Origin of the sequence: Pseudohalocynthiibacter aestuariivivens, assembly GCF_018457175.1 — a bacterium.
GTDB classification, from domain to species: Bacteria; Pseudomonadota; Alphaproteobacteria; order Rhodobacterales; family Rhodobacteraceae; genus Pseudohalocynthiibacter; species Pseudohalocynthiibacter aestuariivivens.
In genome coordinates this window covers 94996-111102 of sequence record NZ_JAGFNU010000008.1, presented here as the reverse complement: position 1 = coordinate 111102, position 16107 = coordinate 94996, and the positions used below count along the sequence as shown (strand labels likewise).

Here is a 16107-nt window from a genome sequence, read left to right as displayed (position 1 = left end):
CTTCAGAGGCGGCTAAGGTAATAGCGATACTCAACCGCTGTGATAATAGAGGTCAGCTCTTTTATTTCATCGCGGCGCACGGCCGTATAGATTTTCTGATAATCTTCGCCAAACAAATCTTTGGCAAAGTCTGACTCTTCAAACAGAGCAACTGCAGTTGTCCAGTCGTGGGTCAAAGGTTCTGCATCGCTTGACTTATCATCTTCAAGTGGCAGTGGCAGGTCACATTCATGATGCAGACCGTAGTGAATGCCCCCCAAGATCGCCGCGAGAACAAGATATGGATTCACATCAGCGCCGCTTATCCGATGCTCTAACCGCGCACCCGGGCCGGAAATTTCCGGCAGCCGAATGGCCGCCCCCCGATGATCAAGCCCCCAGTCCGGTGCGGAAGGCGCAAAGCTGTTTGGCTGAAACCGACGGTACGAATTCATATGTGGCGCAAAAATCGCCTGCATATCGCGCATCGTTCCCAAAACTCCTGCTACTGCTGCTTTCAGGCGCGGAGATACGTCTTCGTCATTTTCAGAGGCAAAAATATTGTTGCCGTCATCGTCAACAACAGACGCATGAACATGCATCCCATTGCCCGGTTCTTCAGCATAGGGTTTTGCCATGAAGGTTGCTTCCAGCCCGTGCCCGTCCACGATGCCGATCACCAGACGTTTGAACATAAGCGCAGTATCGGCCGCTGCCAGTACGTCGTCAGTGTGGTGGAAATTGATCTCAAACTGGCCGGGCCCGTATTCGGCAATTAACGCATCCGTTGCCAGACCTTGCGCTTTGGAGGCTTCCAGAATTTCTGTCAGGATTGCCTCTGACTGGTTGAGCACCTCAAGATCATAGTTCTGCGCGTCGGGCAGACCATCCGGCGGGGAGGGCGCATCGGAAGAATCGTCGCGACGCTTCACGATGTAGAACTCAAGCTCGGTGGCCACAACGGGGTGCAGGCCTTCTTTTTCGAACCGGTCAATCACGTTTCTCAGGTGGTTGCGGGTTGAAATGCTGCTGATATTGCAGTCTTCATCGACCATTTCAACGAGAACCTGGGCGACATTTCCGTTCGCCCAGGGAACAGGTTTCAAAGTTCCGTCTACAGGAACGATAAACCCATCAGGATCGCCGATCGTGATGCCAAGCCCAGTCGCTTCAACCTCGGACCCCAGAATATTTGGCGCGTATGTCGACATTGGCAGGCGAACCCCGCCGTTAATAAGCTTGTCGACCTCGTCGCCGGGCAGCCATTTACCGCGCAAAACAGCGTTGAGGTCACAGAGCATCATTTCGATGCGGTCTGGCGTTCCATATTCGTTGCAATAGGCATCATACTCTGCCTGAAAATCGCTCATTGCTTTAGGGCCTTTTGTTCTTCGTTTTGTCGACGGGCGATTGCCTGTTTTGATACGAGTGAGGCAGTGATCACACCGATCGCAACGATGGCGATCATAATCGTTGAAAGCGCGTTGATTTCCGGGCTGACACCCAGGCGGACTGCACTGAATATCTTGATTGGCAGGGTCGTAGACGACGGGCCAGAGGTGAACGAGGCAATGACCAGATCGTCAAGAGATAAGGTAAAGGCCAGCAACCAACCAGAAATAACCGCAGGTGCGATGATTGGCAAAGTCACGCTTTTGAAAGCGTCGAAGGGGCTGCACCCAAGATCAAGCGCCGCTTCTTCCAAAGAACGATCGAACGTGACCAGCCGCGAGGAAACTACAACAGACACGTAGCACATTGAAAACGTTGTATGGGCCAACACAATGGTAACAACGCCACGATCCAATCCAATAGCAATGAACAGCAACAGAAGCGACAAGCCGGTGATAACTTCGGGCATCACAAGTGGTGCATAAATCATGCCGGAGAACAATGTTCTGCCCCGAAACCGCCCGCCTCGCACCATGACATATGCGGCCATTGTGCCGAGCACCGTTGCAAAGGTGGAGGAGAGGACAGCAACCTTTAACGTCACCCACGCCGCGTCAAGAAACGCCTCGTTGTGGAGCAGTTCGCCGTACCATTTAGTTGAAAAGCCAGCCCAGACCGTCACCAGCTTACTGGCGTTGAAGCTGTAGATAATCAGGATGAGCATTGGCAGGTAAAGGAAAGTGAAGCCAAGCGTCAGTGAAGTGGCGTTGAACCATGAAAAACGGCGGGTCATCCTTCACTCTCCCTCTGTTTCTGCTCGTTGCGCTGGAACAGGATGATAGGAATAACAAGGATCAAAAGCAGGATGACGGCGACTGCTGACGCGACAGGCCAGTCCCGGTTCGAGAAAAACTCTTCCCAAAGTACCTTACCGATCATCAGCGTTTTTGAACCGCCAAGCACAGACGGGATCACAAATTCACCCAGCGCCGGAATGAACACCAGAAAGCACCCTGCGATGATGCCTGATTTGGAAAGGGGAATTGTCACCAGCCAAAAGGCCTGCATCCGGGAACATCCCAGATCTTCAGCGGCTTCAAGCAAGGATTCATCCAGTTTCTCAATGGCCGCGTAAATCGGCAGGATCATGAAGGGCAGATAGGTGTAAACAATGCCAATATAGACCGCCGTGTTAGTGTTCAAAATTGTCAGGGGGTCGTTGATGATACCTGTCCAAAGCAGAAACTGGTTCAAAAAACCTTCCTGGCTCAGGATACCCATCCAAGAATACACCCGGATCAGAAAGCTGGTCCAGAAGGGCAGGATCACAAGCATCATCAGGGTAGGGCGCCATTCATCCGGGGCCTTAGCCATGCCATAAGCAATGGGATATCCGACCAGCAAAGTTATAGCTGTGGATATCGCAGCGATCTGCAGGCTCGACAGATACGCCCGCCAGTAAAGTTCATCTTCGGTCAGGAAGATGAAATTCTCCATATCCAGACCCGCGAAAAAGGTTTTGATCCCTTCCCAACCATTTGAGAAATCCAGTGTCGGGATATAAGGCGGAATGGCGAGCGCCCCATCCGATAGCGCGATTTTTAGCACGATCAGAAAGGGCACCAGAAATAACGCAAGCAGCCATAAATATGGCACAAAAATCAAAAACAGGCGGCGAACATTCATTTTCAGCCCCCCGCATTATCCGAAAGGACGATGCCGGCTGTATCCGTAAACGAAAGCCAGACCGCGTCTTCCCAAGTGAAACTGCGACGGGCGAGACGACGGTTGTTGGCTGCCTGTGCCTTGATGACATGCCCAGAAGGAAGTTCCACGTGATAGGTGGAAATATTCCCGAGGTACGCGATATCAAGCACCTTGCCTTCAATACAATTCGCCTTATCTGAAACACGCTCTTGGGTGATCGATACTTTTTCAGGCCGGATTGCGAATGTTACACGCGTGCCATCTTGCACCGCGTTTGTCGCAGTTCCCTGGATTGCTGGCTGTCCTTCGGCCCAGTTTATTTCGACAAGACCGTCACCTTTGTTGGACGCGTTTCCTTCGATGATGTTCACATCCCCGATGAAGTCTGCAACGTAAACGGAATTTGGGTTTTCATAGATGCGGGCGGGTGTGTCGACCTGAACCAGCCTACCTTCATCCATAACGGCCACGCGGCTGGCAACTGTCATTGCCTCTTCCTGATCATGGGTCACGATGACAAAGGTTGTGCCGGTTTTTTCCTGAATATCCATAAGCTCAAACTGCGTGTCCTGACGCAGCTTTTTGTCAAGCGCACCAAGGGGTTCGTCAAGCAACAGAAGTTTTGGTGCTTTCGCAAGCGAGCGGGCAAGAGCGACCCGTTGGCGTTGACCGCCGGATATCTGATGCGGTTTTCGCGTTGCGAATTTTTCAAGCCGCACAAGGCGCAACATTTCGTCGACACGGCCTTCGATCTCAGATTTGGGCATGTCTGATCGTTTCAGCCCAAAAGCGACATTGTCTGCCACTGTCAAATGGGGAAACAAAGCGTAGGACTGGAACATCATGTTCACGGCCCGCTTGTTGGGCGGAACCGGTGCCATGTCCTGACCATCCAGCAAAATTGTACCTTCGGTGGCGGATTCAAAACCCGCAAGCATGCGCATCAGGGTGGTTTTACCGCATCCCGACGGGCCCAGCAGTGCAAAGAATTCCTGCTCAAAAATATCGAGGTTCAGATTATCTATCGCAGTGAAACTACCGAACCGCTTGGTCACATTCTTGAACTGGATCAATGGTTTTTGTTCGGAGTCTTCCCAAGGTGCGAATGTAGATGTGCTGGAAGAATGCGCCATGAAGTCACCATGCTTAAACAAATAAACCCCGCGCCTTTTTTGGGGGCGCGGGGCACAGAAACCCGGATTAGATACCGGACTTTATTTTGGTCCAAAGACGCGTGACGATCCGCTGAACTTTTGGCTCGTAGGGTGTCGTTGTATAAAGATTGGCGAGCGTTTCCTCGTCCGGATAAATCGCTGTATCGCCGATCACATCCTCTTCGAGGAATTCCTGAGAGGCGAGGTTGCCGTTTGCATAGTAAACGTAGTTAGAAGCGGCAGCCATGTTCTGAGCGTTCAGAATGAAGTCCAGAAACTTATGCGCACCCGATGGGTTGGGGGCATCAGCCGGAATCGCCATCTGGTCAAACCACATCAAGGCGCCTTCTGACGGGGCGGCATATTCAATTACAACACCATTGTCGGCCTCGTCGGCGCGGTCGCGGGCTTGTAGAATGTCTCCGGACCAGCCGAATGCAACGCAGATGTCACCGTTTGCTAGCGCATTAATGTATTCAGAGCTGTGGAACTTTTGCACATAAGGAGCGATAGCAGTGAGTAGTGGTTCTACCTTTGCAATTACATCCGGGTCTTGGCTATCGGGGTTTTCGCCGATGTATGCCAGAGCAGCCGGGATTATCTCGACAGGTGCATCAAGCATGTGAACGCCGCATTCCGCCAGCTTTTCCATATTGCTGGGTTCAAAAATTAGGGCGAGCGACCCGATTGGTGCGTCTTCGCCCAAAACCTCAATAACTTTGTTGACGTTTACGCCAAGTCCGGTCGTGCCCCACATGTAGTTGATTGAATAAGCATTGCCTGGGTCATACACCTCTGTACGGGCCTTGATCGGCTCCCACAGGTTTCCGGCATTTGAAAGTTGCGACATGTCGAGTGGCTGAAAGACACCTGCAACAATCTGGCGCTGCAGGAAGGTGCCTGAGGGAACGACAACATCGTAGCCGGATCCACCAGCAAGCAGTTTGGTTTCCAGCACTTCGTTTGAATCGAACACATCGTAAATCAGGTCAATACCGGTTTCTTCTTCGAACTTTGTCAGAAGATCTTCGTCGATATAGTCAGACCAGTTGTAGACCCGGACTTCCTCCGCGGTGGCAGCAGCGGCGCTCAGTGTTAGAGCGGCGGCCAGCGGTAGCCATGTCTGTTTCATAAATATTACTCCCGTTGTTTTTGAGAGAGAGTCGTTTTACCCTCTTGCGCAAGATTTGATCAAAAAAAACGACTCAATGCAATATGGTATTTTTTTTCGTGAAGGTTTAAGCTGAAAAGCAGTTTGGATTTTTGAAATGCCAAGGCGGGTTCTTAGTAAAGGAAATAAGACGTGGACATGTCTTATCGTAAGTTACCGACGCACGAATTAGTGTATCGGAAAATCCGGGAGATGATTCTTTTTGGAGAGTTAGCGCCGGGGCAGGCGGTCACGATTCAGGGGTTGGTGTCCGTGTTGGAGGTGGGAATGACCCCCGTGCGCGAGGCGATTCGCCGCCTGACAGCCGAAGGCGCGCTTGAGTTTCTTGGTAACAGACGAATCTGTGTACCAGTCCTGTCTGTTTCTCAGTTGGAAGAGCTTACATTTGCCCGGCTCGCTATTGAGCCGCACCTTGCATATCTGGCCTCGCAAAAGATTTTACCTGAACAGATCGAGAAGCTGAGCGAGATAGACAAAGCATTGAATGTCGCGATCGCGAATGGCGACGTTCGCGCCTATCTGGAGCAAAACTATCGGTTCCATGCCGGGCTCTACAGAATTTCAGAAGCGCATATTCTGAGATCCATTGTCAGCACTTTGTGGCTACGGGTTGGGCCGTCATTACGCGTTGTCTGTGGTCGATTTGGGACCTACAATCTTCCGGATAAGCACCAGGAAGCACTTGATGCCTTGCGTATCGGAGACGCCGACGCAGCCGCAAATGCTATCAAGGAAGATTTGCGCCAAGGGCTTGAACAAATTAAAATGTCACTGGGAAAATAGATATTTTGATCAAAACCAATTGACAGTAAATAATTTGATCATATTCTGACCCTACAACGCCGAGTCGCCCCGTGCGTCCAGACTGAGCGTGACCTGCCGACCCAAATTAGCGTTATAAGCGATACGGGTTCGAGTTTGTTTCGCTGCCGGTAACATGGGAGAATGCGGCGGAGATCCCGCTTTGGGAAAAGCAATAAAAACTGGTGATATCGTGGCTTCTGACAACAAAACTGACTGGAGAGAGTCCTTGCCTGATGCTTTCAAAGAGTATCAGTCAGGGCGGCGTATTGAAGAGGTGGAATGTATTATTCCGGACCTTGCAGGTATGTCGCGCGGTAAATCCATGCCGTATTATAAATTCAGCCCGGACAGCACGTTCTTTCTGCCAATTTCCCTGTTTTACCAAACCATTACGGGTGAATACGTCGATCTTGATATCAAGAACCAGTGGATGGAATATGATGTTGTCCTAAGGCCGGATATGGCAACGGCGTCCGCTGTGCCGTGGGCTGATGATGTGACGCTTCAGGTGATCAGCGATCTTGAAACCCGCGATGGTAAGCCGGTTGCCGTTGCGCCGCGAAACGTGCTGAAGCGTGTTCTGGGTTTATATACTGACAAAGGTTGGAGACCCGTCGTTGCACCCGAGCTAGAGTTCTATCTTATTAAGCCAAATGTCGACCCCAATGAACCGATCGAACCACCTGTGGGTCGTACGGGGCGGCGCGGGGCAGGGCGACAAGCCTATTCCATGGTGGCCGTAGATGAATACGGGCCAGTGATCGATACCATATATGATTACGCAGAGGCGCAGGGTCTTGCGATTGATACGCTCATTCAGGAAGGCGGCGCTGGACAGATAGAGATCAACCTTTTGCACGGTGATCCGCTGGTGTTGGCAGATCAGGTATTTTATTTCAAACGCGCAATTCGAGAAGCAGCGCTGAAAAACGGAACATTCGCGACGTTCATGGCAAAACCCATGCGTGACGAACCCGGAAGTGCGATGCATATCCATCAAAGTGTGATTGATGCAAAAACCGGCGACAATATTTTCTCTGCGCCGGATGGTTCTGAAACGGCTGAGTTCTTTCACTTTATTGGTGGCTCTCAATACCATCTGAAATCTGTCGTTCCTTTGCTTTCACCTTATGTAAACTCCTACCGCCGTTTTACAGCCGGGATGAGTGCGCCGGTAAATCTCGAATGGGCAGCCGATAACCGAACCACCGGGCTTCGTATTCCGAATTCGCCGCCAATCGCGCGGCGTGTTGAGAACCGCGTCGTGGGGATTGATACAAATCCGTATCTGGCAATCGCGGCAAGCCTGGCTTGCGGGTATCTGGGCATGGTCAACAAGATTGACCCAAGCCCTGCTGCAACCGGGGAAGTCTATGAGGAGGGCGCTGTACTACCTCGTAGCCTGAATGTCGCGATGGACGAGTTTAACAATGATAGAACGATTCAGGAAATCCTTGGCGTTGAGTTTTGCGAGCTCTACGCCGGAATAAAAAATGCTGAACTCGAAGAGTTCCAGCGCGAGATTTCCCCTTGGGAACGCCAACATCTGCTTTTGAACGTCTGAGAGCGTCAATTTCTAAAGGAGTCATGAGATGAACATGATTACGAACCATATGCCGACTGCTGAACTTCAGGCACTTGATGCTGCACACCACATGCACCCGTTTACCGACGGGGCAGAGCTTGCTGCAAAAGGCGTTCGCATCATTACGAAAGCCTCGGGTGTGACATTGACGGATTCTGAAGGGTACGAAATTCTGGACGCTATGGCCGGTTTGTGGTGCGTCAACATCGGGTATGGCCGGGACGAACTGTCAGATGTTGCGGCGCGGCAGATGAAGCAATTGCCTTACTACAATACTTTCTTTCAGACATCGCACGTGCCTGCCATCGCACTGTCGGCGCGTCTGGCAGAACTGGCGCCCGGCGATTTGAACCATGTGTTCTATGCTGGATCTGGATCTGAGGCGAACGACACGAACATGCGCCTCGTGCGGCATTATTGGGCGGCCAAGGGCAAGCCGGACAAGAAAGTAATCATCAGCCGTCATAACGCGTACCACGGATCAACAATGGCCGGGGCAAGCCTTGGTGGTATGACACCGATGCATGAACAGGGCGGACTGCCCATTCCAGATGTTGTGCATATTGGTCAGCCGCATTGGTATGCCGAAGGCGGTGATATGAGCCCAGAGGAATTCGGCCTGCTGCGCGCCCGCGAGTTAGAAGCGAAAATCGCTGAACTTGGTGAAGACAAAGTTGCGGCCTTTATCGCGGAACCGGTGCAGGGTGCCGGGGGTGTGGTTATCCCGCCATCAACCTACTGGCCTGAAATCCAGCGGATTTGCGATGCACATGAAATTCTGCTGATCGCGGATGAAGTGATCTGTGGATTTGGCCGGACCGGCAACTGGTTTGGATCCCAGACATTTGGCATCCGCCCGGATATCATGACAATCGCCAAAGGCCTTTCATCAGGCTACGTACCAATCGGTGGATCGATTGTGTGTGACGAGGTGGCAAATGTTGTCGCCAATGCGGGCGATTTCAATCATGGCTACACCTATTCCGGTCATCCGGTTGCGGCGGCCGTTGCGCTAGAGAACCTGCGCATTCTCGAAGAAGAAAAAATCGTCGATCATGTGAATGATGTGGCAGGGCCATACCTCGCTGAAAAATGGGGGCAACTCGCTGATCATCCGTTGGTCGGAGAGGCGAAATCTGTCGGTCTTATGGCGACAATCGCCCTAACGCCCGATAAATCCTCGCGCGCAAATTTTGCATCCGAAGCAGGAATGATCGGCTTGCGTTGCCGCGAGCGGTGTTTTGCGAACCAACTGGTCATGCGCCACGTTGGAGACCGGATGATTATTGCGCCGCCTCTGGTGATCAAACCCGCAGAGATTGATACGCTTGTGGAACGCGCTGCCAGATCGCTGGACGAGACTTACGCAAGCATCAAGAGCGACGGTCTGCTGAAAGCGGCTTAAGTCGCAAGGAGCATTGGCGTGGACATTCTGACATCCAACGACCGCGTCGGCGAGTATCCTTCGTCGTGGTACGCAGCAACGGCCAAGGGACCTGCGCCCTTTCCGGCTGCGGAAGGGGCACTGGCTTGTAACGTTTGTGTCGTTGGTGCGGGTTTCACCGGGCTTTCGGCTGCAGTTATACTGGCGGACAAGGGCTATGATGTCATTCTGCTTGACGCGCACCGGGTTGGCTTTGGGGCCTCGGGGCGCAATGGCGGACAGGTTGGCACCGGGCAGCGCGTCGAACAGGACGCGCTTGAAAAAATGGTCGGAAAAGAGACTGCCCGCGAACTTTGGGATATTGGCCTTGAGTCCGTCCAACTGGTGCGTGATCTCATAAAAACGCATGACATGGATTGCGGATTTGTGGACGGCATCATCCATGCCGATCACCGCTCGCGGCTTGTTCCTGAAAACCATTCCTACGCCGAAAAGCTGAGAAACGAATACGGCTACGACCTCATTCGATCTATTGACCGCGAAGAAATGCGCCATCTTGTTGGCTCTCCTGCATACCACGGGGGAACACTTGATATGGGCGGTGGCCATACACACCCGTTGCGGTTCGCCTTTGGTCTTGCAAAACTTGCGGCAGAAAAAGGCGTGCGCATCTTTGAGCGGTCCAAAGTGACGGGGCTGACAGAGGCTGAACCCGCGAAAGTCACTACTCAAAACGCTGAGATTACAGCGGACTACGTTGTTCTGGCCTGCAACGGCTATCTTGGCCACCTGCAAGGCAGGGTCGCGGCCCGTGTGATGCCGATCAACAACTTTATCGCGGCAACTGAGCCGATGAGCGAAGCAGATGCCGAGGCACTGATCCGGAACAACTATGCCGTTGCCGATTCAAAGTTTGTCATCAACTATTTTCGCCTGTCCGAAGATCGGCGGATGTTGTTTGGTGGCGGAGAGTCCTACGGTTATCGTTTCCCAAAGGACATTGCCGGGCTGGTGCGTAAACCGATGTCAGAGATTTACCCGCAACTTAAAGATATCCGCATTGATTATGCCTGGGGCGGTACACTTGGCATAACGATGAACCGGATGCCGCATTTTGAACGGCTTCGTGGGAATATCCTTTCGGCCAGTGGCTATTCCGGTCACGGGGTCGCGATGGCAACTTTGGGTGGGAAGATTGCGGCAGAGGCAATTGCCGGGCAGGCTGAAAAGTTCGACCTTATGGCGAATGTGCCAACCCCGCGGTTTCCGGGTGGGGCCGCGCTACGCTCGCCTTTGCTGGTGCTGGCGATGCTGTGGTTTTCCCTGCGCGACAAGCTTTGATTTAGCGGCCTCTTCAGGCAGGACCCTTGGCCGTGCTGCAGTGCCATGGATCACCGACGAATAAAATTTTAGAGAAAAGAAACTTCGCCCCTAAACCCCCAGTTTGGTATCTCAACGTAACTCACTTAAAACTTTGGGTACACGTCGTCTTGAAGTTTATGAACTTTGACGTCTCAGCGGGGGCTGAAATCAACAAAAACGCTATCCATTCTCTAGTTTTCAACAATTTTGAGCAGAAATTGCCAGGTAAATGTCGAATATAAACCCGTTGAAGAATGAGCACGTTGGTCGTGTGGAGAATTCAAACTGTGAAAATTAAAGAGAATCCCATTTTTAGGGAAATCGTTATTTTTCTAACAATTAACGTTGGTATATCCGTTCTGTTGCGTGAAGCGCAGCTTTTGGCGCCAATTGAAATTCACTCCACTCTCACATTTCTGATCGCAATTTGTTCCATGCTTTTGCTCAATGGATACCGTGCATTTGTGGTTCCCTTTGCGAGGATGGCTTACATTTCCATTATTCTTCTAAACATCTCTACGACGGTTCTCATTGGGAATAGCGGGTTCCTAACCTCAATACACACCCTCTATTTGGTTCGTTCCAGCCTTTTTTACTGAGAGACTTTCAACCAAAATTGGATCAAACTCGTGACTTCGCCCCCTGAACTATCGGCTACCCCTGACAGGGCCCTTGGCTGTGATCATGGTCGTTGCAAGGGTTTGGTCCGCGTTTTCCATTCGGTGATCCAGCAATTTCCGGGTCATGTCCAAAACGATTGGCGTCATTTCAGGCTCTGCCGCCAGATTGCGGAATTCTCCTTCGCCGTCTTTGTCAAACAACAACGGGGGAAGGCCGCCGTTAAAATGCACCAGCGAGTAACGTGGCCCACGCAAGATCGCGAGGTTCGCTGAACTTGGCCCCAGCCCAAGTTCCTGCTGCCAGATTGTCGGTGAAACCGGGTTTGCAAAATCAAGCTCTGAATAGCTGTAATCCGGCCAATTCTCCGTGTTGCCGCCACTCAGGAACGGAGTGAGTGATGACCCATCCATCGAGCTCGGAATATCTTGCCCCATCCAATCCAGAATTGTGGGAGTGATATCAATCGTCTCGGTTGGTTTACTGACTTCTGCCCCATGCATTTGGGGGTTGAGCGGATCGCGGACGATAAGCGGTGTGTGATAGGCCGCATCATAGACCGACATCTTGCCCCAACTAAACCGATCGCCCAGCATTTCACCGTGGTCCGCAGTTACAACCAGCAGCGTATTGTCGTACTGGCCGGTATCCTTCAGAAAGGTGATGACACGACCGATATGCAAATCGACTTCGGTTGCCAGCCCAAGATAGACCGCACGAAGCGTCTGGATATCATCGTCATCTGCTTTCAGATCAGGAAAGCCTTTTACAAAGCTCTCTGCTGGCTGATGGGCATGTGCTGGGGCGAAAAAGGGGTGAATTTCCCGCTCTGACGCTGCGCTATCCAAGCGTGCGGGCCGGGGCAGGGATTTCGGGTCATACATCCGGTTGTATGGTGCAGGGGCAACAAGCGGTGGATGTGGGCGTATATAGGTCAGATGGCTGAACCAGCTTTCCTTTTTCCGCGCAGCAAGCTTTGTCAGGCAGGCCTTTGTCAGAAAGGCCGTGTCACTGTCTTCAGCTTTGTAAAAGGCCGGGTCATCTATACGGCGCGCGCGTCCTTCGGGGGCAGCGGGAACGTAATGTTCCGAATAGTCCGGAACATCATATCCTTTGGCAATCAGATCCGCGCGCCACGGATAAGATTCATCCAGCCGCATTTCGACAACCTCGTAAAACCCATACATCGAGTGTTCGTAAGTTTTCAGCGCCGGATCATTGGGCGGGTAGGCCCGCGGGTCCTGTGATGTGTCGGTATAACCAAACAACATCGGCATATAGCCTGCCTTGCGCGCCTCTGTGGCAAGGTTGGGCGTGTCATGTCGAAGCGGTGTGCCGTTTCGTACGCTTCGGTGGTTCATCGCATATTGCCCAGTCAAAATGGAAACACGGGATGGGCCGCAGGGGTTTGTCACAGAATAATTGCGTTTAAAGGTTACAGCTTCGCCCATCAGGGCGCGCAGGTTCGGCAGGTCGACATGGTTTGCCAATTCGCCAAACAGTGCATCCGCACGCAATTGGTCGATAATAATGAACATGACGTTTTTCTGGTCTGACACGCCGAATCCCCTTCCAGCAATTTGATAAAACCAAATGATTATATTCGGTCATTTTCAACCATTATTCTGGACAAATGTGGATATATGTGGTGTTTTCCGCCCAATGACACGGAATCAAGCTGTCGTAGCGCACGAAAAAAACACAATAACCCACAGAGGCCACGAGCTTTTGAACGTCTTGCAACGGTTAGGCGGCTCGGCCAGAAATGCGCAGATTTCCCAGGTGATGGGTGTGTCCGAGGAAACGGTACGCAGACTGGTTAAGGCGCTCGACAAAGCGGGTAGAGTCGAGCGTGTGCATGGTGGAACCTATCTGCGCGGAAATGATGAAGCCCCGGTTTTTTCTGGAAGCCTTGGGCAAAACCCCAAGGAAAAATCCAGAATTGCGAATGCTGTCGCCGATATGGTCAGTGATGACATGACGCTTTTTCTGAACGTTGGCAGCACTACAACTTATGTGGCTGAGCAGCTTCGGCTGCGTCGCAACCTGATGGTTGTGACAAACTCCATATCAGTCACGCAGGCGCTGGCGAACCACAATGACAACCGCGTTTTCCTGGCGGGTGGCGAGGTGGAACCGAGTGAAAGAGGAACTTTTGGAAGTGAAACAGAAGCTTACGTGCGACAGTTCACCTATGATCTGGCAATATTCGGGGCGAATGCGATTTCATCCGAATTTGGATTTATGGTAATGAATCCCGCAGAAGCTGGCTTAACAAGAGTTGCGAGCGGTCAGGCAGATAAAGTTGTGTTTGCGGCCGGATCGACAAAGTTTGGGGCACGTGCCCCCGTGGTAGTGTGCCCGCCTGAAACAGTTACCCACCTGGTTACCGATGCGCCACCTGACGAAAAGCTCGCTGCGGTTTTGGCGAAATGGGGCGTTGAAGTGCGTATCGCAAACGAGAAAGTAGAACAGCCATGAAAGCGCCAACCATTTCGGACGCAATTTCAATTGCTGAGACAGCTGGCGCCGAAGCGCTCCGTCATTTTCGGGGCAAGCTTGGAATTGAATTTAAAGCTGATGAAAGCCCGGTTACGCAGGCTGACAAAGCAGTCGAAACAGCCGTTCGGCGTGTGATTTCTGAAAAATTTCCGAACCATGGTATTTTTGGTGAAGAATTCGGTGTTGAAGGCGAAGGCCGCTCGAAAATGTGGATTGTAGATCCCATTGACGGAACGCGTTCATTCCTGTCGGGGCATCCCTTGTTTGGCTTTCTTCTGGGGCATCTTGTTGATGGAGTTCCGGACATGGGGGTTGTTGGTATGCCTGCGACCGGGGAAATTTTTGCCGGAGCAAAAGGCCAGGGAGCAACGCTGAACGGCAAACCCATACGGGTTTCCGAACAGACGGACCTGAACAAGGCTATCCTTTACATCAATGAAGGAGAGCGAATTTACAAAGCGCTGCCGGATGTTTTTGATCGGCTGATGAATGCTGGGCAAACGCGACGTATGTCGTATGATTGTTATCCCCATGCACTTTTGGCTGCGGGCTACATTGATGCCCTGGTCGATTTTGGTCTGGAACCTTATGACCATTTGCCCGTTACCGCGCTGATCGAGGCTGCAGGCGGGATCATCACAGACTGGCAAGGCGATTCCATGACGATGAACTCTGAGGGCAGGGTTGTTGCCGCTGCGACGCCCGAACTTCACGCAGAACTTCTTAAGTTGGTAAGCGAATAGAAACATGGCCATACTCGGGTTTCTCATAAATCTTGCCGGGGCGACGATGTTGCTGCTGTTTGCTGTGCGAATGGTCAGAACAGGGATTGAGCGCGGTTTTGGCGCATCTTTCCAACGTATTCTAACCGAAAGAGAAGGCTTACTGGGTGCTTCGTCTGCCGGGTTGGGGCTTGCTGTCGTTTTGCAATCTTCTGCTGCGGTTGCGCTTTTGGTTGCTGGTTTTTCAGCGAGTGGCGTTTTGAGTTTTGGAACCGGACTGGCCGTTGTTTTGGGGGGCGATCTTGGTTCGGCTCTTATCATTCAGATCCTCAGCTTTCGACTTGATTGGCTGGTCCCGCTTCTTTTGGCTGCTGGGGGGTGGCTCTTTGTAAACAGCGATCAGCGCAGGCTTCGCCAATACGGCCGTATCGTAATGGGAATCGCGTTTATTCTGATCTCGTTGCGGTTTCTGCGCGAGGCGATGGACCCGATCCGGGAAAGTGACTTTCTTCCTGCTATCGCCGAGTACCTTGCACGCGATTATCTGACAGCGTTTCTTGTGGGTGCCGCACTTGCTTTTGTAATGCATTCCAGCGTCGCAACGATCCTGATGTGTGTCACGCTTGTTGCAATCGGGGCTATTCCGCTTGAGGCGGGTATTTCATTGGTCCTGGGCGCAAACCTTGGGTCAGCAATCATTCCTATATGGTTGTCACGCGGGATGAGCCCGCTTGCACGGCGCGTTCCTTTTGCAAACTTCCTGCTGCGCGGCAGTTGGGCGCTCGTCACACTTTTTTTGGTGAATCTGCTCCCAGTCACAACCTACTTATCAATGATGGGCCCGGCTCAAACATTGATCAATACACATATCGCTTTCAACCTGTCGCTTCTGCTTTTGGCTTTACCATTCGTACGTAAGATGGGTGGCGTCGCCGAGATATATTTTCCAGATGAAGTGGCGGAAGCCGGAATAACACTAGCAGAGCCGATAAGCGCCCTCGACAGAACCGTTCTGGACAATCCGCGCCTGGCGCTTGCCAGCCTCAAGCGCGAAATTCTTAGAATGAGCGAACTTGTTGAACGAATGGCGCATCCGGTGATGGAGGTTTACGAAAGCGGTGACAGCCGACGTATTTCTGAACTTATTGCGCTTGACCAACAGGTAAACAAAACCAGGACGGGTGTCCGTCGCTACGTCGCAGAGATGTCGACGGAAAACATGAGCAAGCTTGATGTTAAACTCGCACGCGAGCTGGCTGACTACGCGATAAATCTTGGTATGGCGGGGGATACTGTTGCGAAGCGTTTGCTTCCGCTCGCACGGGAGGTTGCAAAGAAAGAGCTGCGGTTTTCAAAGGCGGGGTGGTCAGAGCTCGTTTCAATGCATGAATGTGTGATCTCTAACATGCGTCTCGCCTCAAACGTTCTGGTCTCGGATGATCTGGAAAGCGCGCGTCTGCTTATTGCTGAAAAGGCTGAAATTGCGCGTGTCGAAAGCAAAAGCCGAAAGCGCCATTTGAAGCGATTGTCTGAAGGCGGTGCCGTTAGCTTCGAATCAAGTGATGTTCATCTTGAAACGCTGCGCGGCCTCAAAGATTTGAACAGTCAGTGTTCTGCGGTTGCTTACCCGCTGCTCTACCGTAACGGCCAACTGCTCGAAACCCGCCTTATCGAAACATTGGATGATGCTGATGCCGAAATTTAAAAACACAGCACGCCAAACGAAG

13 protein-coding genes are annotated in these 16107 nt (G+C 52.0%); 7 read left to right on the top strand and 6 right to left on the bottom strand.

Annotated elements, in window-relative coordinates:
- Nucleotides 1-2: 2 nt before the first annotated feature.
- The 5 genes from J4E70_RS12795 to J4E70_RS12775 all read right to left on the bottom strand — a co-directional run bounded on the left by J4E70_RS12795 (nucleotide 3) and on the right by J4E70_RS12775 (nucleotide 5364).
- Nucleotides 3-1349 carry a glutamine synthetase family protein gene (locus J4E70_RS12795; RefSeq protein WP_213889946.1) on the bottom strand — a complete coding sequence of 449 codons (1347 nt, stop codon included), beginning with the start codon at nucleotides 1347-1349 and terminating at the stop codon, nucleotides 3-5.
- Nucleotides 1346-2164: an ABC transporter permease gene (locus J4E70_RS12790; RefSeq protein ID WP_213889945.1), complete on the bottom strand. Its 819-nt coding sequence runs from the start codon at nucleotides 2162-2164 to the stop codon at nucleotides 1346-1348. The genes J4E70_RS12795 and J4E70_RS12790 overlap by 4 nt, the downstream gene beginning before the upstream one ends.
- Nucleotides 2161-3057 (bottom strand): ABC transporter permease subunit, encoded by an 897-nt coding sequence (locus J4E70_RS12785; protein ID WP_213889943.1) that lies wholly within the window; start codon nucleotides 3055-3057, stop codon nucleotides 2161-2163. Before J4E70_RS12785 ends, J4E70_RS12790 begins: the two co-directional genes overlap by 4 nt.
- Nucleotides 3058-3059: 2 nt before the next feature.
- Complete coding sequence (locus tag J4E70_RS12780; RefSeq protein WP_213889941.1) at nucleotides 3060-4211, bottom strand: ABC transporter ATP-binding protein; 1152 nt, start codon at nucleotides 4209-4211, stop codon at nucleotides 3060-3062.
- A 67-nt stretch (nucleotides 4212-4278) separates the two neighbouring features.
- Nucleotides 4279-5364 carry a polyamine ABC transporter substrate-binding protein gene (locus tag J4E70_RS12775; RefSeq protein ID WP_213889939.1) on the bottom strand — a complete coding sequence of 362 codons (1086 nt, stop codon included), beginning with the start codon at nucleotides 5362-5364 and terminating at the stop codon, nucleotides 4279-4281.
- 177 nt (nucleotides 5365-5541) lie between these two features.
- On the opposite strand from J4E70_RS12775, the gene J4E70_RS12770 reads away from it, so the two are divergent.
- From J4E70_RS12770 to J4E70_RS12755, 4 genes are all read left to right on the top strand, one after another.
- A complete protein-coding gene (locus tag J4E70_RS12770; RefSeq protein WP_213890115.1) occupies nucleotides 5542-6186 on the top strand; it encodes a GntR family transcriptional regulator in 645 nt (214 codons plus the stop codon).
- A gap of 181 nt (nucleotides 6187-6367) precedes the next feature.
- Nucleotides 6368-7771: a glutamine synthetase family protein gene (locus tag J4E70_RS12765; RefSeq protein WP_246531742.1), complete on the top strand. Its 1404-nt coding sequence runs from the start codon at nucleotides 6368-6370 to the stop codon at nucleotides 7769-7771.
- Nucleotides 7772-7799: 28 nt separating this feature from the next.
- Nucleotides 7800-9197 (top strand): aspartate aminotransferase family protein, encoded by a 1398-nt coding sequence (locus tag J4E70_RS12760; RefSeq protein WP_213889937.1) that lies wholly within the window; start codon nucleotides 7800-7802, stop codon nucleotides 9195-9197.
- An 18-nt stretch (nucleotides 9198-9215) separates the two neighbouring features.
- Nucleotides 9216-10517: an NAD(P)/FAD-dependent oxidoreductase gene (locus J4E70_RS12755; protein WP_213889936.1), complete on the top strand. Its 1302-nt coding sequence runs from the start codon at nucleotides 9216-9218 to the stop codon at nucleotides 10515-10517.
- Nucleotides 10518-11185: 668 nt separating this feature from the next.
- Here the strand turns inward: J4E70_RS12755 and J4E70_RS12750 are convergent.
- Entirely contained in the window at nucleotides 11186-12715 is a 1530-nt protein-coding gene (locus tag J4E70_RS12750) for a sulfatase-like hydrolase/transferase (protein ID WP_343229466.1), read from the bottom strand.
- A gap of 103 nt (nucleotides 12716-12818) precedes the next feature.
- On the opposite strand from J4E70_RS12750, the gene J4E70_RS12745 reads away from it, so the two are divergent.
- From J4E70_RS12745 to J4E70_RS12735, 3 genes are read left to right on the top strand one after another with little or no spacing between them, the layout of a single operon-like run.
- On the top strand, nucleotides 12819-13637 hold the full coding sequence (locus J4E70_RS12745) for a DeoR/GlpR family DNA-binding transcription regulator (RefSeq protein ID WP_213889935.1): 819 nt from the start codon (nucleotides 12819-12821) through the stop codon (nucleotides 13635-13637).
- Nucleotides 13634-14401: an inositol monophosphatase family protein gene (locus J4E70_RS12740; protein ID WP_213889934.1), complete on the top strand. Its 768-nt coding sequence runs from the start codon at nucleotides 13634-13636 to the stop codon at nucleotides 14399-14401. The genes J4E70_RS12745 and J4E70_RS12740 overlap by 4 nt, the downstream gene beginning before the upstream one ends.
- Nucleotides 14402-14405: 4 nt before the next feature.
- A complete protein-coding gene (locus J4E70_RS12735) occupies nucleotides 14406-16085 on the top strand; it encodes a Na/Pi cotransporter family protein (protein ID WP_213889932.1) in 1680 nt (559 codons plus the stop codon).
- Nucleotides 16086-16107 lie beyond the last annotated feature (22 nt).

Bases quoted from the DNA above. Each gene is read 5' to 3' on its own strand.
- J4E70_RS12780 (WP_213889941.1), bottom strand. From the start codon at position 4,211: ATGGCGCATTCTTCCAGCACATCTACATTCGCACCTTGGGAAGACTCC.
- J4E70_RS12795 (WP_213889946.1), bottom strand. From the start codon at position 1,349: ATGAGCGATTTTCAGGCAGAGTATGATGCCTATTGCAACGAATATGGA.
- J4E70_RS12790 (WP_213889945.1), bottom strand. From the start codon at position 2,164: ATGACCCGCCGTTTTTCATGGTTCAACGCCACTTCACTGACGCTTGGC.
- J4E70_RS12735 (WP_213889932.1), top strand. From the start codon at position 14,406: ATGGCCATACTCGGGTTTCTCATAAATCTTGCCGGGGCGACGATGTTG.
- J4E70_RS12775 (WP_213889939.1), bottom strand. From the start codon at position 5,364: ATGAAACAGACATGGCTACCGCTGGCCGCCGCTCTAACACTGAGCGCC.
- J4E70_RS12760 (WP_213889937.1), top strand. From the start codon at position 7,800: ATGAACATGATTACGAACCATATGCCGACTGCTGAACTTCAGGCACTT.
- J4E70_RS12785 (WP_213889943.1), bottom strand. From the start codon at position 3,057: ATGAATGTTCGCCGCCTGTTTTTGATTTTTGTGCCATATTTATGGCTG.
- J4E70_RS12745 (WP_213889935.1), top strand. From the start codon at position 12,819: ATGACACGGAATCAAGCTGTCGTAGCGCACGAAAAAAACACAATAACC.
- J4E70_RS12740 (WP_213889934.1), top strand. From the start codon at position 13,634: ATGAAAGCGCCAACCATTTCGGACGCAATTTCAATTGCTGAGACAGCT.
- J4E70_RS12770 (WP_213890115.1), top strand. From the start codon at position 5,542: ATGTCTTATCGTAAGTTACCGACGCACGAATTAGTGTATCGGAAAATC.